This window comes from Streptomyces sp. GL_141 (genome assembly GCF_057834385.1).
Genome location: NZ_CM174402.1, coordinates 4,079,310 through 4,095,705, shown reverse-complemented (window position 1 = coordinate 4,095,705; position 16,396 = coordinate 4,079,310). Strand labels below are relative to the sequence as shown.

At 70.7% G+C, this 16,396-nt stretch carries 14 protein-coding genes; 10 read left to right on the top strand and 4 right to left on the bottom strand.

Annotated features, from left to right (window positions below; genetic code table 11):
• Positions 1 to 34: 34 nt before the first annotated feature.
• A complete protein-coding gene (locus AC3IX6_RS17850; RefSeq protein WP_489371113.1) occupies positions 35 to 1,744 on the bottom strand; it encodes a protein kinase domain-containing protein in 1,710 nt (569 codons plus the stop codon).
• 294 nt (positions 1,745 to 2,038) lie between these two features.
• Between AC3IX6_RS17850 and AC3IX6_RS17845 the strand changes: the two genes are divergently transcribed.
• Entirely contained in the window at positions 2,039 to 3,577 is a 1,539-nt protein-coding gene (locus tag AC3IX6_RS17845; protein WP_489371112.1) for a protein kinase domain-containing protein, read from the top strand.
• A gap of 116 nt (positions 3,578 to 3,693) precedes the next feature.
• Here AC3IX6_RS17845 and AC3IX6_RS17840 read toward each other — a convergent pair whose 3' ends face one another.
• Positions 3,694 to 4,110, bottom strand: a complete 417-nt coding sequence (locus tag AC3IX6_RS17840; RefSeq protein WP_327253906.1) for a pyridoxamine 5'-phosphate oxidase family protein — start codon at positions 4,108 to 4,110, stop codon at positions 3,694 to 3,696.
• 143 nt (positions 4,111 to 4,253) lie between these two features.
• On the bottom strand, positions 4,254 to 4,916 hold the full coding sequence (locus tag AC3IX6_RS17835) for a response regulator (RefSeq protein WP_266906697.1): 663 nt from the start codon (positions 4,914 to 4,916) through the stop codon (positions 4,254 to 4,256).
• Positions 4,917 to 5,241: 325 nt separating this feature from the next.
• Between AC3IX6_RS17835 and pdhA the strand changes: the two genes are divergently transcribed.
• The 4 genes from pdhA (at position 5,242) to AC3IX6_RS17815 (ending at position 9,983) form a co-directional block, all read left to right on the top strand.
• Complete coding sequence (pdhA, locus tag AC3IX6_RS17830; protein ID WP_385367010.1) at positions 5,242 to 6,447, top strand: pyruvate dehydrogenase (acetyl-transferring) E1 component subunit alpha; 1,206 nt, start codon at positions 5,242 to 5,244, stop codon at positions 6,445 to 6,447.
• Positions 6,448 to 6,452: 5 nt separating this feature from the next.
• Complete coding sequence (locus tag AC3IX6_RS17825) at positions 6,453 to 7,433, top strand: alpha-ketoacid dehydrogenase subunit beta (RefSeq protein ID WP_489371111.1); 981 nt, start codon at positions 6,453 to 6,455, stop codon at positions 7,431 to 7,433.
• Between the two features lie 13 nt (positions 7,434 to 7,446).
• Positions 7,447 to 8,913 carry a dihydrolipoamide acetyltransferase family protein gene (locus tag AC3IX6_RS17820; RefSeq protein WP_489371110.1) on the top strand — a complete coding sequence of 489 codons (1,467 nt, stop codon included), beginning with the start codon at positions 7,447 to 7,449 and terminating at the stop codon, positions 8,911 to 8,913.
• Positions 8,914 to 9,029: 116 nt separating this feature from the next.
• Positions 9,030 to 9,983, top strand: coding sequence for a GNAT family N-acetyltransferase (locus tag AC3IX6_RS17815; protein WP_489371109.1), 954 nt, complete (start codon positions 9,030 to 9,032; stop codon positions 9,981 to 9,983).
• A gap of 13 nt (positions 9,984 to 9,996) precedes the next feature.
• Here the strand turns inward: AC3IX6_RS17815 and AC3IX6_RS17810 are convergent, their stop codons facing one another.
• Complete coding sequence (locus tag AC3IX6_RS17810) at positions 9,997 to 10,986, bottom strand: LuxR C-terminal-related transcriptional regulator (protein WP_489371108.1); 990 nt, start codon at positions 10,984 to 10,986, stop codon at positions 9,997 to 9,999.
• Between the two features lie 180 nt (positions 10,987 to 11,166).
• Between AC3IX6_RS17810 and AC3IX6_RS17805 the strand changes: the two genes are divergently transcribed.
• The 5 genes from AC3IX6_RS17805 (at position 11,167) to AC3IX6_RS17785 (ending at position 16,346) form a co-directional block, all read left to right on the top strand.
• Positions 11,167 to 11,565 carry a hypothetical protein gene (locus AC3IX6_RS17805; RefSeq protein ID WP_489371107.1) on the top strand — a complete coding sequence of 133 codons (399 nt, stop codon included), beginning with the start codon at positions 11,167 to 11,169 and terminating at the stop codon, positions 11,563 to 11,565.
• Positions 11,566 to 11,674: 109 nt separating this feature from the next.
• On the top strand, positions 11,675 to 11,854 hold the full coding sequence (locus tag AC3IX6_RS17800; protein WP_489371106.1) for a hypothetical protein: 180 nt from the start codon (positions 11,675 to 11,677) through the stop codon (positions 11,852 to 11,854).
• A gap of 397 nt (positions 11,855 to 12,251) precedes the next feature.
• Positions 12,252 to 13,550, top strand: coding sequence for an FG-GAP-like repeat-containing protein (locus tag AC3IX6_RS17795; protein WP_489371105.1), 1,299 nt, complete (start codon positions 12,252 to 12,254; stop codon positions 13,548 to 13,550).
• Positions 13,551 to 13,675: 125 nt separating this feature from the next.
• Positions 13,676 to 14,845: a transglycosylase family protein gene (locus AC3IX6_RS17790; protein ID WP_489371104.1), complete on the top strand. Its 1,170-nt coding sequence runs from the start codon at positions 13,676 to 13,678 to the stop codon at positions 14,843 to 14,845.
• 139 nt (positions 14,846 to 14,984) lie between these two features.
• On the top strand, positions 14,985 to 16,346 hold the full coding sequence (locus AC3IX6_RS17785) for an FG-GAP repeat domain-containing protein (RefSeq protein WP_489371103.1): 1,362 nt from the start codon (positions 14,985 to 14,987) through the stop codon (positions 16,344 to 16,346).
• The last annotated feature ends 50 nt before the right edge of the window (positions 16,347 to 16,396 follow it).

Sequence of the window (16,396 nt, the reverse complement as noted above, 5' to 3'; positions counted from 1 at the left end):
CGGGGCGTGCCCCTGCTCCGGGTCTACTCCGGATCTACTCCGGGTCGCCGGTCGAGATCCACAGGGTGAAGGTGGTGCCCTTCGGGTTGATCTCGGCGCCGCCCGCGGGCTGCTGTTCCACGATGGTCCCCTCGCCGTAGACCGCCTCGTCCCTCGGCTTCGGGTCGTACTTCCAGCCTCCGGCCCGGATGCACGCCTTCACCGAGACCTCGTTCATGTACCGGAAGTCCGGTGCCACCACCTTGGTGGCGTCGGAGCCCTTCCGGGGCTCCTTGCACTTGGACTCCTCGATCGTCCGCGAGAGGTCCGGCCCCTTGTGCCCGGCCTTCGCCGGGCCGGACGCCGAGTTGGAGGCGCCCGGGGTCGACGGCCCGGCCTTGTCCTTGTCGCCGTCGCCGCCCATGTTCAGCACGGCGATCAGCCCGCCGATGGCCACCAGCGCCACGACGATGGCGCCGATCACGAGCTGGTTGTTCTTCTTCTTGCCGGTCCCGCCCGCGGCCGGGCCGTGACTGTTCTGCCCGCCCTGCGGCGAGATCGTGTACGGCGGCGGGGTCGAGGCCGAGTACGGCGCCGGGGTGGGCGCCTGCTGGTGCATCGGCTGGTGCTGCTGGTGCTGCTGGTGCTGCTGCGGGTACCCGTACGCCCCGGACTGCGGCGCCGGCGGCGGCGTCGGCGCGTACGCGGAGGGCACCGGGGTGTGCGGCGCCTGGTACGGCTGCTGCACCGAGTGCGGCGGCGCCTGCAGGGCGGAGTCCACCGGGGGGAACACGGCCGAGCCGAGGCCGGCACCGCTGTTCGTCGGGTGCGCGCCCGGGACGATGACCGGGGCCCCGGTGTGCCCGGCGCCCGCCACCCGCGCGACCTCGTCGAGCATGGCGGCGGCGGTGGGGAAGCGCTCGTTCGGGTTCTTCTTCAGGGCCCGCGCCACCAGCGCGTCCATCGCCGGGGTGACCGAGCGGTTGATGGCGGAGGGCGCGACCGGCTCCTCCTGGACGTGCGCGTACGCCATGCCCAGGGCCGAGTCGGCGACGAAGGGGACCCGCCCGGTCAGCAGCTCGAAGAGCATGATGCCCACCGAGTAGAGGTCGGATCGGGCGTCCACGGCCCGCCCGAGCGCCTGCTCGGGGGAGAGGTACTGCGGGGTGCCGACGACCATGCCGGTCTGCGTCATCGAGGTGACCCCCGACTGCATGGCCCGCGCGATGCCGAAGTCCATGACCTTGACCACTCCGCGCCGCGTCATCATGACGTTGCCCGGCTTGATGTCGCGGTGGACCAGCCCCATCTCGTGGCTGCTCTCCAGAGCCGCCAGCACGTCGGCCGTCACCTTCAGCGCCTTGTCGGCCGGCATGGCCCCGTACTGCCTGATGTCGCCGTCCAGGACGGAGCCGAGCGGCTGTCCCTCGACGTACTCCATGACGATGTACGGCATGACCGCGCCGTCGGCCGCCCCGGGGTCCGCGAAGGAGACGACGCCCTCACCGGTGTCGAAGACCGAGACGATATTGGTGTGCGACAGTTTCGCTACAGCCTGGGCCTCGCGGCGGAAGCGTTCGCGGAAGGACTGTTCGCGTCCGAGTTCGCTGTGCAGGGTCTTGATGGCGACCTGCCGGTCGAGCGCGGAGTCGTAGGCGAGGTACACGGAGGCCATGCCTCCCTCGCCGAGCAAGTCCCTCAGCTGGTAACGGCCACCGGCCAAAGAGCCGCCCGCGTACTGGCCCTGAGTGCCGTCCTGGCTCATGACTGTTGCTTCCCCTCGGGATGGTCCCCACGCCCCTGGCTGAGCGCATGTCGGCCTCAGTCTGCCGGAGGGCAAGCAGACGTCAAGCCAGGTTCCCGTTCCGTGACCACAAGGCCACAGGGGGTCCACAGGCGGTCCGCGTCGTCGCGCGCGGACCTCCTTGTCCGAACGGTGACCGGTTCTGAGGCTGTAGCGTTCGTCGGAGCACACGATGAGGACCTACCGCTGAGCGGCGGCCGAGACAGACGACGGTGAGGACTGATGGCACCCGAACCCGAGGGAAGCGGCGCCGGGATGGCAGAGGGTCCTGAGCACTGGGGCGCGGGCGGCCTGGTGGGCGACGGCCGTTACCGGCTGACCCACCGTCTGGGCCGGGGCGGCATGGCCGAGGTCTTCGCCGCGGAGGACGTCCGGCTGGGCCGGACCGTCGCCGTCAAGCTGCTGCGCCCGGACCTGGCCGAGGACCCGGTGTCCAAGGCCCGCTTCACTCGCGAGGCGCAGTCGGTCGCCGGCCTCAACCACCATGCCGTGGTCGCCGTGTACGACTCGGGCGAGGACCGGGTCGGCCCGAACGTCGTCCCCTACATCGTCATGGAACTGGTCGAGGGCCGCACCATCCGCGACCTGCTGATCAGTGCCGAGGCCCCGGGCCCCGACCAGGCGCTGATCATCACCTCCGGCGTGCTCGAAGCGCTCGCGTACTCGCACCAGCACGGCATCGTGCACCGTGACATCAAGCCCGCCAACGTGATCATCACGGACACCGGTGCGGTCAAGGTGATGGACTTCGGCATCGCGCGCGCCCTGCACGGCGCGCAGTCGACGATGACCCAGACCGGCATGGTCATGGGAACGCCGCAGTACCTCTCGCCCGAACAGGCCCTCGGCAAGGCCGTGGACCACCGCTCCGACCTGTACGCGACGGGCTGCCTGCTCTACGAACTCCTCTCGCTGCGTCCTCCGTTCACCGGGGAGACCCCGCTGTCGGTGGTCTACCAGCACGTGCAGGACGCGCCGATCCCGCCCTCGCAGCTGCCGGAGGGCGGCAACATCCCGCAGGAGCTCGACGGGCTCGTCATGCGCTCCCTCGCGAAGGACCCGGACGACCGGTTCCAGAGCGCCGAGGAGATGCGCGGGCTGGTCCAGTACGCCCTGCAGATGCTGCACGACCAGGGGGCCAACACCGGCACCTGGAACACCGGCCCGGTCACCATGGCGCTGCCGCACGGGCGCGGCCCGGCGCAGACCACCGCGATGGCGACGCCCGGCCAGGGGCAGCCGCAGTACGGCTCCCACTCCAACACCTCGCAGTTCCAGCAGCCGATGGTGCCGCCGCTGAACCCGGACGACGGCTCCGCCTACCCGGGCGGGGGCGGCAACGGCGGGACCGGCGGCTACGACGGGTACAACGAGCGTCCCTCCGGCGGCGGCAACTGGAAGCTGTGGCTGTTCGCGGTCCTGGCCGTCCTCGCGGTCGCGGGCGGTGTGGCCTACGCGGTCGACAACTTCGGCGGCAAGAAGGACCCCGGCACGGGCCCGACCCCGCCGGCGAGCTCCGTGTCCTCCTCGGCCAGTACGACGCCGGAGAGCCCGTCGCCGGAGAACTCGGCGTCCAAGTCGGCGCCGGAGAGCTCGTACTCCTACTCGCCGTCCGCGAGCCGCAGCAAGTCCGCGTCGCCGAGCTACTCGTACTCGCCCAGCCCGACCCCGACGCCGACGCCCACGCCGACCCCCACTCCGACGCCGACGCCCACGCCGAGCCCGTCGAAGACGCCGTCGCCGAGCCCGTCGAAGTCGCCCGAGGGCAACGGCATCGGGGACGACGGGGAGTAGCCCTGTGTCATGAAGAACGGCCCGGCGGCCTCTCGGTGAGAGGCCGCCGGGCCGTTCTTCGTCGACCGGGCCGGACGGGACCAAAGTCCCGGGGGGGACGGCGCGGAGCGGATCGATCAGAGCGCGTGCTGGTACTGCCGGTCCAGATTGCCCGCGAGGGTGTGGACGGTGACGAGGTGCGGCTCGATCCGCATGTAGACGGGGTCGAAGACCGCACCGTCCACGAAGTGCGGACCGGGTCCGAACAGTTCCAACTCGGCGGTGGTGGGTTCGACGAGGTTCGCGGTGCCGGTGAACTGCACCGACCACAGCTGGGACTCGCCGGAATTGAAGTTGTCGGCTCCGTACGAGACCACGCTGCCGTTGCAGGCGTGGTGGTAGCCGAAACCGGCGTGCATTCTCAGGACGACCTTGCCGTTCACCACGATGTGGCGCGCGACGGCGAGGAAGGGCAGCGCGCGCATGCTGGTGGCGGCTCGGCCGTACGGCACGCGGCGCAGCAGTTCGATGGCGTGGAGTTCCTCTGGGGACATGTCATCCACTGTCGGGTACCGACACCGTGTGGGAAAAGAGGAGCCCGCCCCGCACATCGGGGACGTTAGTCCCGAATTAAACAGCGCGCCCCGTGGAATGGTGCGACCACGGGGCGTAACGCTGTGTAGCGAATGCGGGGAGGCTAGCGCCCCTTCTCGGCCTGCAGGCGGGCCACGTACGCGGCGGCCTGGGACCGGCGCTCCATGCCGAGCTTCGACAGCAGGCTGGAGACGTAGTTCTTGATCGTCTTCTCGGCAAGGTGCAGCCGCTCGCCGATCACGCGGTTCGTCAGGCCCTCGCCGATCAGGTCGAGGATCTTGCGCTCCTGCTCGGTGAGGTTGGAGAGCCGGTCGTCGCCCTTGCCGTTCTTGCCGTCGCGCAGCCGCTCCAGCACCCGGGCCGTGGCGACGGGGTCCAGCAGGGACTTGCCGGCCGCCACGTCACGCACCGCGTTGAGCAGCTCGTTTCCGCGGATCGCCTTGAGCACGTAGCCCGAGGCGCCGGCCATGATCGCGTCGAACAGCGCTTCGTCGTCGGCGAACGAGGTGAGCATCAGGCACTTGATGTCCTCGTTCTGGGAGCGCACCTCGCGGCACACTTCCACGCCGCTGCCGTCGGGCAGCCGGACGTCGAGGACGGCCACGTCGGGGCGGGTGGCGGGGATCCGGACCAGTGCGTCGGCGGCCGTACCGGCCTCACCCACGACCTCGATGTCCGATTCCATCGACAACAGCTCGTGAACACCCCGACGTACCACTTCGTGGTCGTCCAGGAGGAATACCTTGATTTTTCCGTTTTCGCGCACGAACTCAGTTTCACACACTCACCCCTTCCCTGCCGGTGGCGAGCGGGATAACGTGCCGTTGTTCCGGCCCCCTGCAAGGCTGTGACCAGTGGTTGTTCCCGGTTCCGCCGATTTACTTGGAAATCCAAGCAAAATCGCAGGTCAAACGGGGTTTCGCAGTTATGCGACGCACTGGGTAACGTGCATTGCGCAGGGCACTCGCCGGGGCACCTGTCACGCCTGAATCCCAGACCCGAAGCGCACCCACCCCGTGCGCGGGCAGAGATCCAGGTGAGCCGCACTGGACCCCGGAGAACCCGGGTGCCGGACCGACGGAGGAGCAATCGTGACCGTGGAGAGCACTGCCGCGCGCAAGCCGCGCCGCAGCGGCACCAAGCGGCCGGCCGGCGCGGCAAGCGCCGCCAAGCCCGCCGCTGCCACCGCGAAGACGCATGACGCCGAGCCTCAGCTCGTACAGCTGCTGACGCCCGAGGGGGTGCGCGTCGACGTCGCGGAGAATCCCGACGTCGCGGAATTCGCGCCCTTCGTCGCCGACATCACCACCGATGACCTGCGCGGTCTCTACCGCGACATGGTCATGACCCGCCGCTTCGACGGCGAGGCGACCGCCCTCCAGCGCCAGGGCGAGCTGGGCCTGTGGGCCTCGCTGCTCGGCCAGGAGGCCGCCCAGATCGGCTCCGGCCGGGCCCTGCGCGACGACGACTACGTCTTCCCGACGTACCGCGAGCACGGTGTCGCCTGGTGCCGGGGGGTCGACCCGACCAATCTCCTCGGCATGTTCCGCGGTGTGAACCACGGTGGCTGGGACCCGACCACCAACAACTTCCACCTGTACACGATCGTCATCGGCTCCCAGACGCTGCACGCGACCGGGTACGCCATGGGCGTGGCCAAGGACGGCGCCGACTCGGCCGTCATCGCCTACTTCGGCGACGGCGCGTCCAGCCAGGGCGACGTGGCGGAGGCCTTCACCTTCTCGGCGGTCTACAACTCGCCGGTGGTCTTCTTCTGCCAGAACAACCAGTGGGCCATCTCCGAGCCCACCGAGCGCCAGATGCGCGTGCCGCTCTACCAGCGCGCGCAGGGCTTCGGCTTCCCGGGCGTCCGGGTGGACGGCAACGACGTGCTGGCCTGCCTCGCGGTGACCCGCTGGGCACTGGAGCGGGCCCGCCGGGGAGAGGGGCCCACCCTGGTGGAGGCCTTCACGTACCGGATGGGTGCGCACACCACCTCCGACGACCCGACGAAGTACCGGCGCGACGAGGAGACGGCGGCCTGGGAGGCCAAGGACCCGATCCTGCGCCTGAAGGCCCACCTGCTGGCCACCGGAGGCGCCGACGAGGCGTACTTCGAGCAGCTGGAGGTGGAGAGCGAGGCGCTCGGCAAGCGGGTGCGCGAGGTCGTGCGCTCGATGCCCGACCCCGACACGATGGCGATCTTCGAGAACGTCTACGCGGACGGGCACGCGCTCGTCGACGAGGAGCGCGCGCAGTTCGCCGCCTACCTCGCGTCCTTCGAAGGCGGGGAGTGACCGTCATGGCCGTACAGAAGCTCACCATCGCCAAGGCGCTCAACGACTCCCTGCGCAAGGCCCTCGAAGAGGACCCCAAGGTCCTGATCATGGGTGAGGACGTCGGCAAGCTCGGCGGCGTCTTCCGCATCACCGACGGACTGCAGAAGGACTTCGGCGAGGAGCGGGTCATCGACACCCCGCTCGCCGAGTCGGGCATCGTCGGCACCGCGATCGGCCTGGCCCTGCGCGGGTACCGGCCGGTCGTGGAGATCCAGTTCGACGGGTTCGTCTTCCCCGCGTACGACCAGATCGTCACGCAGCTCGCCAAGATGCACGCGCGCTCGCTCGGCACCATCAAGATGCCGGTCGTCATCCGCATCCCGTACGCGGGCGGCATCGGCGCGGTCGAGCACCACTCGGAGTCCCCGGAGACGCTGTTCGCGCACGTCCCGGGCCTGAAGGTGGTCTCGCCGTCCAACGCGAGCGACGCCTACTGGATGCTCCAGCAGTCCATCCTCAGCGACGACCCGGTGATCTTCTTCGAGCCGAAGCGCCGCTACTGGGACAAGGGCGAGGTCGACACCGAGGCCATCCCCGACGCGCTGCACGGCTCGCGGGTGGCCCGCACGGGCACCGACATCACCCTGGCGGCCTACGGGCCCATGGTGAAGGTCTGCCTGGAGGCCGCGGCGGCCGCCGCCGAGGAGGGCAAGTCGGTGGAGGTCGTCGACCTGCGCTCGATGTCCCCGGTCGACTTCGACGGGATCCAGGCGTCGGTGGAGAAGACCCGCCGGCTCGTGGTGGTCCACGAGGCGCCGGTGTTCCTCGGTGTGGGTTCGGAGATCGCCGCTCGCATCACGGAGCGGTGCTTCTACCACCTGGAGGCGCCCGTGCTGCGCGTGGGCGGCTACCACGCCCCGTACCCGCCGGCCCGCCTGGAGGACGAGTACCTGCCGGGCCTGGACAGGGTGCTCGACGCAGTCGACCGCTCGCTGGCGTACTGAGGAGAGCCCTGCGATGACGATCAGCGAATTCAAGATGCCCGATGTGGGCGAGGGCCTCACCGAGGCCGAGATCCTCAAGTGGTACGTCCAGCCGGGTGACACCGTCACCGACGGCCAGGTCGTCTGCGAGGTGGAGACGGCGAAGGCGGCCGTCGAGCTGCCGATCCCCTTCGACGGGGTCGTGCACGCGCTCCTCTTCGAGGAGGGCGTCACGGTCGACGTCGGCCAGGTCATCATCTCCGTACGGACGGGTCCGGCGGACGAGGCTCCGGCCGAGGCCGTGGCCGCGGCCCCCGCCGCTGCCGCACCGGCCCCCGCCGCCGCGGAGCCCGAGGCCCCCGCGGCCCGCCAGCCCGTCCTGGTCGGTTACGGAGTCTCCACCGCCTCTACGAAGCGCCGCCCGCGCAAGGCGCCGCAGCCGGCGGTCGCCGCGCAGAACGGCACGGGCGTGGCCCACGCCGCGGCGGCTCCGGCCGCTCCTGCCGCCCCGGCCGCCCCGGCCGCCCCCGTGGTGGTCCCCGCCCAGGGCGGCGCGGGCAAGGCACTGGCGAAGCCGCCGGTACGCAAGCTCGCCAAGGACCTCGGCATCGACCTGGCCGCGGTGGTCCCCACCGGCGACGGCGGGGTCGTGACCCGCGAGGACGTGCACGCGGCGGCAGCGGCGGCCATCACCCCGCAGACCGTGGCTCCGGCGGTCCCGGCGGTCCCGGTGGCCCCGGCGGTTCCGGCGGCGGCCCAGGCGGCCCCCGTACAGGCCCCGGCCGAGGTGTCCGGATCGGTCCGCGAGACCCGCATCCCGGTCAAGGGCGTCCGCAAGGTCACCGCCCAGGCCATGGTCGGCTCCGCCTTCACCGCGCCGCACGTCACCGAGTTCATCACCTTCGACGTGACCCGCACGATGAAGCTGGTCCAGGAGCTCAAGGACGACCCGGACCTCGCCGGTCTGCGGATCAACCCGCTGCTCCTGATCGCCAAGGCCGTCCTCGTGGCGATCCGCCGCAATCCCGAGGTCAACGCCTCGTGGGACGAGGCGGCCCAGGAGATCGTGCTCAAGCACTACGTCAACCTGGGCATCGCGGCGGCCACCCCCCGCGGGCTGATCGTCCCGAACATCAAGGACGCCCACGCCAAGACGCTCGGCGAGCTGTCGCAGGCCCTGTCCGGGCTGGTCGCCACGGCCCGCGAGGGCAAGACCTCCCCGGCCGACATGCAGAACGGCACCATCACCATCACCAACGTCGGCGTCTTCGGCGTCGACACCGGTACGCCCATCCTGAACCCCGGCGAGTCCGCGATCCTCGCGGTCGGCGCGATCAAGCTCCAGCCGTGGGTCCACAAGGGCAAGGTCAAGGCCCGCCACGTCACCACCCTGGCGCTGTCCTTCGACCACCGCCTCATCGACGGCGAACTCGGCTCCCGCTTCCTCGCGGACATCGCCGCCGTCCTGGAGCACCCGCGCCGTCTGATCACCTGGTCCTGACGGCCCGGCGGACCGGCCTCCGGGTAGTGCACCCGGAGGCCGGAATCCGTACCCAACTGCCTCTGACGTGCGGAAAGTCGTTGGAGAACGCATCCGTCCGGTGTGATCATCGGCCCATGCATTTCCGCGCTGCCACCGCAGACCCCACCGACCTGGACCGCGCCCTCGCCTACCCGGCCGACGGCCCCGTCCCCGCCCTCACCCCCGAGAAGATCCGCGAAGAGCTCGCCGCGGGCCGGATGCGCCCCGAGTGGACCTGGATCGCCGAGGACGAGAACGGAGAGGTCCTGGCCCGCGCCCTGTGGTGGGGCCGCGCCGACAGCGAGCGCCCGCTCGCGCTCGACTGCCTCCAGGTGCGCGGCTCCGTCGCCGACCCGGCCGCCGTCGCCGCCGCACTGCTCGCCGCCGGGCACGAGGCCTTCGGCAAGGTCCCCGACTACAACATCTCGCTGCCGCGCGACTGGCGCACCTCTCCCGACGGCATGGCCGACGCGGTCGCCTGGCGGCAGAAGGCCGCCGCCTCCTCCGGCCTGGTCCGCGAGATCGAGCGGCTCCGCTTCGAGTGGACCCCGGCCGCCGGCACCGCCGAGCCCACGGGCCGCCTCGTCTTCCGCGAAGGCACCGACGAGGAGTTCCTGGACGCCTTCGTCCGCCTCTCGCAGGGCAGCCTGGACCTGCACACGCAGAACGAGCTCCGCACGATCGACGCCGAGGAACTGGCGCGCGACGACATCGAGTTCTACACCGACTGCCCGGGCGAGCGCTCCTGGTGGCGCCTGGCCCACCTGCCCGACGGCACCCTCGCCGGCCTGGCGATCCCGTCCGCGACCCCGTACCACCGCAACGTCGGCTACCTCGGCGTGGTCCCGGAGCAGCGCGGACAGGGCCTGATCGACGAGATCCTCGCCGAGATCACCCGCTTCCACGCCTCCGAGGGGGCCGAGCGCATCACCGCCACCACGGACGCCGTGAACGCCCCGATGGCCGCCGCCTTCAGCCGCGCGGGCTACGAGGTCACCGAGATCCGCCTGGTCCTGGAGACGGCCCAGGGAGCGGCTCAGGGGGCCTGAGCGCGACCCGGGGCTACTCCGTTATCCAGCCGCGCTGCACGCACCGCACACCCGCCTCGAAGCGGCTGCGTGCACCGAGGCGTTCCATCAGGTCGGTAGCGATGCGGCGTGCCGTGCGCTGGGAGACGCCCAGGCGCTTGGCGATGGACTCGTCGGTGTGGCCCTGGGCCAGGAGCGCGATGGTGGTGGATTCCTGGGGGCTCAGTCCGCCGCTGCTCGTCGGGGCGGCCTCACCGAGAGGCTGCGCACCGGCCCAGACGCTCTCGAAGAGGGCGCACAGTGCGGTCAGGGTGCCCTGTCCGGTGAGGAGGACCGCCCCGGCGGCGGTGTCGTCGCTGCTGACGGGGATGACCGCGGTGGCGCGGTCGGTGATGATCATCCGGGTGGGCAGGACCGGTACGGTGCGGATCTCTCCGCCCAGGCCGGCCATCCAGTTCGCGTACTCGACGGTGGCCGGGTCGTTGCGGACGCTGTTCAGGTAGACGGTCCGCATCCGCACCCCGCGGTCCAGCAGCTGCTCGTCCAGTGGCCGCGAGGCGTCCATCTGTGCCGCGGGCTGTGCGCCGCCCGGCGCGAACGACATGACCTCGGTGGTGACGTCCCGGGTCAGGCGGGTGAGGCAGTCGCGGATCTCGTCGATGCCGATGAGCTGTTCGACCCCGGGGCTGGAGGCGGCCGGGCGCAGGTCCGCGTACTCGGCGATGAGCTGGGCGGCGACCGCGCGCGAGGCCTCCAGGCGCTGCTGCTGCGCCATGAGCTCCTGCTGCTGGCGGGCCATCAGGATTTCCATGCCGATGTCGGGGGAGACCGCCCGCAGCCTGCCCTCCTGCTCGGCCGAGGGCCGCACCAGGGCCAGCTCGCTGAGCAGGTCGAGGGCGCCGAGCACCTCCTGCCGGGGCGCACCCACCCGCTCGACGAGGTCGGCGACGCCGCCCCGCGGGTCGGCGAGCATGGCGCGGTACACGGATTCCGCGACCGAATCGAGTCCTAGTGCGGTCAGCACGATGTAGCCCCCTTGAAACGTGCGCCCCACCCCCTGGGGTGCATGTGATCATGCCACGGCCCTCGCCGACGGGGTAAGGCCTTTCCGTTCTGTCCGGTCCGTGGACGCTTGCGTCCAAGGCCCCAACTGTCCACCTCCGGTCTGTGGACCGGGAGTTCGCCCTTTGGAATCGTCGCGTGCATGTATCTCGTGCACGCTCGATTCCAAGGTCCCCCCGGTGTCTCCCTTCCCCCGCAGGCCACGTCCCTCGTGCGCGCGTACGCCTGTGAGGACGAAGGCATCGAGCACGTGGTGGCACATCCCGGAGCACTTCCGTACCCGGTCGTCGGCCTCTACCTCCGGGCCGGGAGCCTCGCGCAGGCCGAGTCGAACGCGGCCGGGCTCTGCCGTCGGGTCCTGGAACGCGAGGAGTTCGCCGGGTGGTCGCTGCTGCTCGCGCAGGCACCCATGGTCGCGCCGTTCTACGAGTCCCTGCTGTCCCGTTCCGGCCTTCGGCCGGGGTCGCTGGACGGAAAGGGCCAAGGCCATTTGCGTCCAGGCGGATCCTCTTCCACCCCGTCTGACCAGCGGCGAGAGTAGTTCTTGTCAGCAGGGAACACCGCCCGGCAGGCCAGAAACCGGAAAGCGTCACCGCGGGACGCAGGACGGTTCAGGACACTCGACCTCACGTCAGAAAAGGACCAGAACCATGATTCGCACCCGTCTCGCCCAGGCCGCCGCGGTCACCGCCCTCGCCTCCTCCTTCCTCCTCCTCGACGCCATCCAGGCCTCCGCCGCACACGCCCCGCAGACCACGGTGTCGGCCGCCCAGGCAGCTTCCTTCGGGACCGCTCCCGCCGCCGGCAAGGACACGATGGGCTGGTCCTGACCGGACCGCCCACCAGCCGGTAAGAGCACAGCACCACCAGCCGGTAAGAGCACAGCACCACCAGCCAGTAAGAGCACAGCACCACCAGCCAGTAACAGCACAGCACCACCAGCCGACGTGAGCACACAGCCGCCGGCCGGTGTGAACACCGAGCCACCAGCCGGCACGAGCACACCACAGCACCGCACCGCCGACCGGGCACGAGCACAGCACCACCGCCGCGCCCCATCGCCGCCGCGCCCAGACGGGCCCACCGATCAGCCCCGTGAGACCGCTGTTCCTGCAGGACAGCTGTCCGGAGCCGAGCCGGCCCGGCGCACGCCCCGCCGCACACGTAGCGGCGGACGGCCCCGGCACACCTGACCACCTACTTCGCAGCACCCCAAGGAGCCCCGCCATGTCCAAGCGCGCCCTCACCGTCACCGCGGCGGCTGCCGCCGTCGTCGCCACGATGATCTGCCTGCCGACCGCACAGGCTGCCGGAAAGCCGGACTTCCAGCTGCCCGCCGCCTGCGGCGAGAACTGGACGGCCACCACCTACTCGGGGCACTCGCCCTCCTACTCGGTGGACCTGAACTACTACCCCGAGGACACGGGCCGCCCGGTCGTGGCCAGCGCCGCCGGCACCGTGAGCATCGCCGGTGCCTCCGGAGGCTGGGCGGGCAACCACGTCAAGATCGACCACGGCGGGGGCTGGACCACCCACTACGCCCACCTGCAGAGCACGTCGGTGAGCGCCGGCACCACGGTCGCCGCCGGCGCGATGATCGGCAGGGTCGGCAACACCGGCAACTCCAGCGGTGCGCACCTGCACTTCGAACAGACCCTGAACGGTGTCGGGCAGCCCGCGGTCTTCAACGGATCGGCCTACGGGTACACCACGAAGAACATAACCAGCGCCAACTGCGGTTCGCCCGAACCGGCTTCACCCGCCCCCATCACCACGGTGGGTGACCTGACCGGTGACGGCAAGCCCGACCTGCTGGCCCGTGCGAGCACCGGCTCGCAGAACCTGTGGCTGTATCCGGGCCAGGGCAACGGAAGGTTCGGCACCCGGATCGACAACGGCGGCTGGGGCTCCATCAACCAGATCTCCGGCGTGGGCGACATGACCGGGGACTCCCGGGCGGACGTCCTGGCCGTGGAGAAGTCCACCGGCAAGCTCTTCGTCTACCCGGGGCAGACCAACGGCCACCTGGGTGCCCGTGTCGACAACGGGGCCGGCTGGAACGACATGCGGATCGCCGGTACGGAGGACCTGAACGGCGACGGCAAGGGCGACCTGCTGGCGATCGAGGTCGAGACCGGCAAGATGTTCCTCTACCCGGGCCAGTCCAACGGGCACTTCGGCACCCGCATCCAGACCGGCACCAACTGGGACTCGATGAGCGTGGCCGCCGGAGCGGGGGACCTGACCGGCGACGGCAAGAACGACGTGATCGCCGTCGAGGAAGCCACCGGCAAGCTCTTCGTCTACCCGGGCCTGGGCAACGGGAGCCTCGGATCCCGCATCGAGGCGGGCACCGGCTGGGGCGTGATGTCCAGCGTCACCGGAGCCGGCGACTACACGGGCGACGGCAAGGACGACATCGTGGCCCGCCACAACGACGGAAAGCTCTACGTCTACCCGGGCACCGGCGGCGGCCAGCTGGGCACCCGCATCGACAACGGCGGCGGCTGGAACTTCGACAACTGACCCCGACCGCCCGGCGGTCGACTGCGCATCCCGTCCACCCGGGACAGCGCGCCCGCCGGGCCGGTCCGCCCTCCCCCATCCGGGACGGGCCCCTCCCGCACTTCATACCCACAGGAGAGTTCTCCGTGCGCAACCGCACCCTGAAGGCCGCCGTAGCCACCGCGTCCCTGTCCCTGGTCCTCTCGCCGCTGCTCGCCGGCGGCCCCGCGCAAGCCGCCTCGGTGGCCACCTGGGACAAGGTCGCGCAGTGCGAGGCCGGCGGCAACTGGTCCATCAACACCGGCAACGGCTTCTACGGCGGCCTGCAGATCCAGCTGTCCACGTGGAACGGCTACGGCGGCAAGCAGTACGCCTCCTATCCGCACCAGGCCACCAAGCAGCAGCAGATCCTGATAGGCGAGAAGATCCTCGCCGGTCAGGGCCCGGGCGCCTGGCCCAACTGCAACGCCGGTCTGGCGACCGACCACGCCGATCCCTACCCGACCACCCCGCCCGGCCCCGTGGGCATGGTCCACCTCACCGCCGCCGACTTCACCGGCAACGGCAAGCCGGACCTGGTCGGTGTCGAATCCGCCACCGGAAAGCTGTGGCTGTACCCGGGCAACGGCGCGGGCGGCCTCGGCACCCGCATCCAGATCGGCTCGGGCTGGGGCGCCATGAGCAAGCTGTCGGCCGCCGACTTCACCGGTGACGGCAAGGCGGACCTGCTCGCCGTGGAGAACTCCACCGGAGCCTTCTACGTGTATCCCGGCACCGGCGCCGCCAGCGGGACGAGCACCCTCGGTGCCCGCACCCAGATCGGCAGCGGCTGGGGCTCGATGCGCGACCTCACGGCCGTCGACGTCAACAAGGACTCCAAGCCCGACCTGCTGGCCATCGACGGCAACGGTGCCCTGTGGTCCTACCAGGGCACCGGCTCCCTGGCCGGCATGAGCACCCTGGGCGCCCGTACCCAGATCGGCTCCGGCTGGGGCGGCATGACCGAACTGGCCGTGCCCGGCGACCTGAACTCGGACGGCAAGGCCGACCTCCTCGCCGTCGACTCGGCCGGCGCCCTCTGGAAGTACCCCACCACCGGCTCCCTGGCGGGCATGAACACGCTCGGTGCCCGGACCCAGGTCGGCTCCAACTGGGACAGCATGCGCCAGCTGGTCGGTGCGGACTTCAACGCCGACGGCAAGGGCGACCTCGATGCGGTCGAGGCCCCGAGCGGTGAGACCGGCGACTTCTTCTTCTACCCCGGCAACGGCAGCGGCGGCTTCGGCAACCGCGTCGACATCGGGTCCGGCTGGTAGCGGCGCCACGGCGCCACGGCCCCACGGCCCGCCGCACCGCCCACAGAACTTCGCATCACCCGCATCATCCGCATCACCCGCACCACCCACACCCGAACTTTTGCCGCGGTGCCCCGCACCGCCACCCCGAGGAGACCTCATGTCCATGATCCGCCGCGCCCTGAAGACCTCCGCCATCGCCACGCTCGTCGCCGCAGCGGCCGTCACCGCGGTCAACGTCTCCCCCGGCGCCCCGGCCCCCAGCTCGCTGTCCGCCGCACCGGTGGCCGCCACCGCCTCCACCGTCAACGGCAGCATCACGCGCTCCGAGGTCCTGTCCCGGGCCCAGTACTGGGTGGACCAGCAGGTCCCGTACAGCCAGACCGCCTGGGCGCCGGACTCGCTCGGCAAGACCTACCGCACCGACTGCTCGGGCCTGGTCTCCCTGGCCTGGCACCTCGGCACCAGCCTCACCACCTGGACGCTCCCGCAGGTCTCCACCAAGCTCGCCGACCTGGACGACCTCCAGCCCGGTGACGCACTCAACAACATCGACGCCCACGTCGTGCTCTTCACCGGCTGGACCGACTCGAGCCACACCGTGGCCAACATCATCGAGCAGCCCAAGCCGGGCCTCACCGCCCGGAAGAACACCTACACCCGTAGCTACATCAACAGCGCCAACTTCAAGGGCTACCGCTACAACAAGATCGCCGAAGGCACTCCGACGGCCCCCGACGCCGGCATGACCGACCTGACCGGCGGCAACTTCGGCGGCAGCGCCGTCGCCGACGTCATCGCCGTCGAGTCCGCCAGCGGCAAGCTCTTCTACTACCCCGGCACCAGCGGCGGGCAGCTCGGTGCCCGGGTCCAGATCGGCACCGGCTGGGGCTCGATGAGCGAGCTGTCCTCCGGCAAGTTCACCTCCGACTCCCACCGGGACATCGCGGCGGTCGACGCCGACGGCAAGCTGTGGATCTACCCCGGCAACGGCGACGGCACCTTCGGCAACCGGGTCCAGGCCGGCTCCGGCTGGGACTCCATGCACGACCTGGCGGGCGCCGACGTGAACAAGGACGGCAAGACCGACCTGCTCGCGGTGGCCTCCGACGGCAAGCTGTTCGCCTACCCGAGCAACGGCAACGGTGGCTTCAACGACCGCGTCCAGATCGGCTCCGGCTGGAACGCCATGGACGAGATCGTCAGCCCCGGCGACCTCAACAAGGACGGCAAGGACGACATCGTGGCCCGAGAGGTCGCGACCGGCAACCTCTACGCCTACCCGGGCACCGGTGCGATCAACGGCATGAGCACCCTCGGCGGCCGCGTCCAGATCGGCTCCGGCTGGAACGCCATGACCAACCTGGTCACCGGTGACTTCAACAACGACGGCATCGGCGACGTGGACGCCGTCGAGGCCAACGACGGCTCCACCGGCAAGTTCTACAGCTACCCCGGCACCGGTGCGCTCAACGGCCTGAACACCCTCGGCGCCCGCGTCCAGATCGGCTCCGGCTGGTAAACCGCCCCACCCCCGCAGCACGGCCCCTCGGGTCTCCGGGCCGCCACCGC

Bases quoted from the DNA above. Each gene is read 5' to 3' on its own strand.
- AC3IX6_RS17850 (WP_489371113.1), bottom strand. From the start codon at position 1,744: ATGAGCCAGGACGGCACTCAGGGCCAGTACGCGGGCGGCTCTTTGGCC.
- AC3IX6_RS17845 (WP_489371112.1), top strand. From the start codon at position 2,039: ATGGCAGAGGGTCCTGAGCACTGGGGCGCGGGCGGCCTGGTGGGCGAC.
- AC3IX6_RS17840 (WP_327253906.1), bottom strand. From the start codon at position 4,110: ATGTCCCCAGAGGAACTCCACGCCATCGAACTGCTGCGCCGCGTGCCG.
- AC3IX6_RS17825 (WP_489371111.1), top strand. From the start codon at position 6,453: ATGGCCGTACAGAAGCTCACCATCGCCAAGGCGCTCAACGACTCCCTG.
- AC3IX6_RS17820 (WP_489371110.1), top strand. From the start codon at position 7,447: ATGACGATCAGCGAATTCAAGATGCCCGATGTGGGCGAGGGCCTCACC.
- AC3IX6_RS17815 (WP_489371109.1), top strand. From the start codon at position 9,030: ATGCATTTCCGCGCTGCCACCGCAGACCCCACCGACCTGGACCGCGCC.
- AC3IX6_RS17805 (WP_489371107.1), top strand. From the start codon at position 11,167: ATGTATCTCGTGCACGCTCGATTCCAAGGTCCCCCCGGTGTCTCCCTT.
- AC3IX6_RS17800 (WP_489371106.1), top strand. From the start codon at position 11,675: ATGATTCGCACCCGTCTCGCCCAGGCCGCCGCGGTCACCGCCCTCGCC.
- AC3IX6_RS17795 (WP_489371105.1), top strand. From the start codon at position 12,252: ATGTCCAAGCGCGCCCTCACCGTCACCGCGGCGGCTGCCGCCGTCGTC.
- AC3IX6_RS17785 (WP_489371103.1), top strand. From the start codon at position 14,985: ATGTCCATGATCCGCCGCGCCCTGAAGACCTCCGCCATCGCCACGCTC.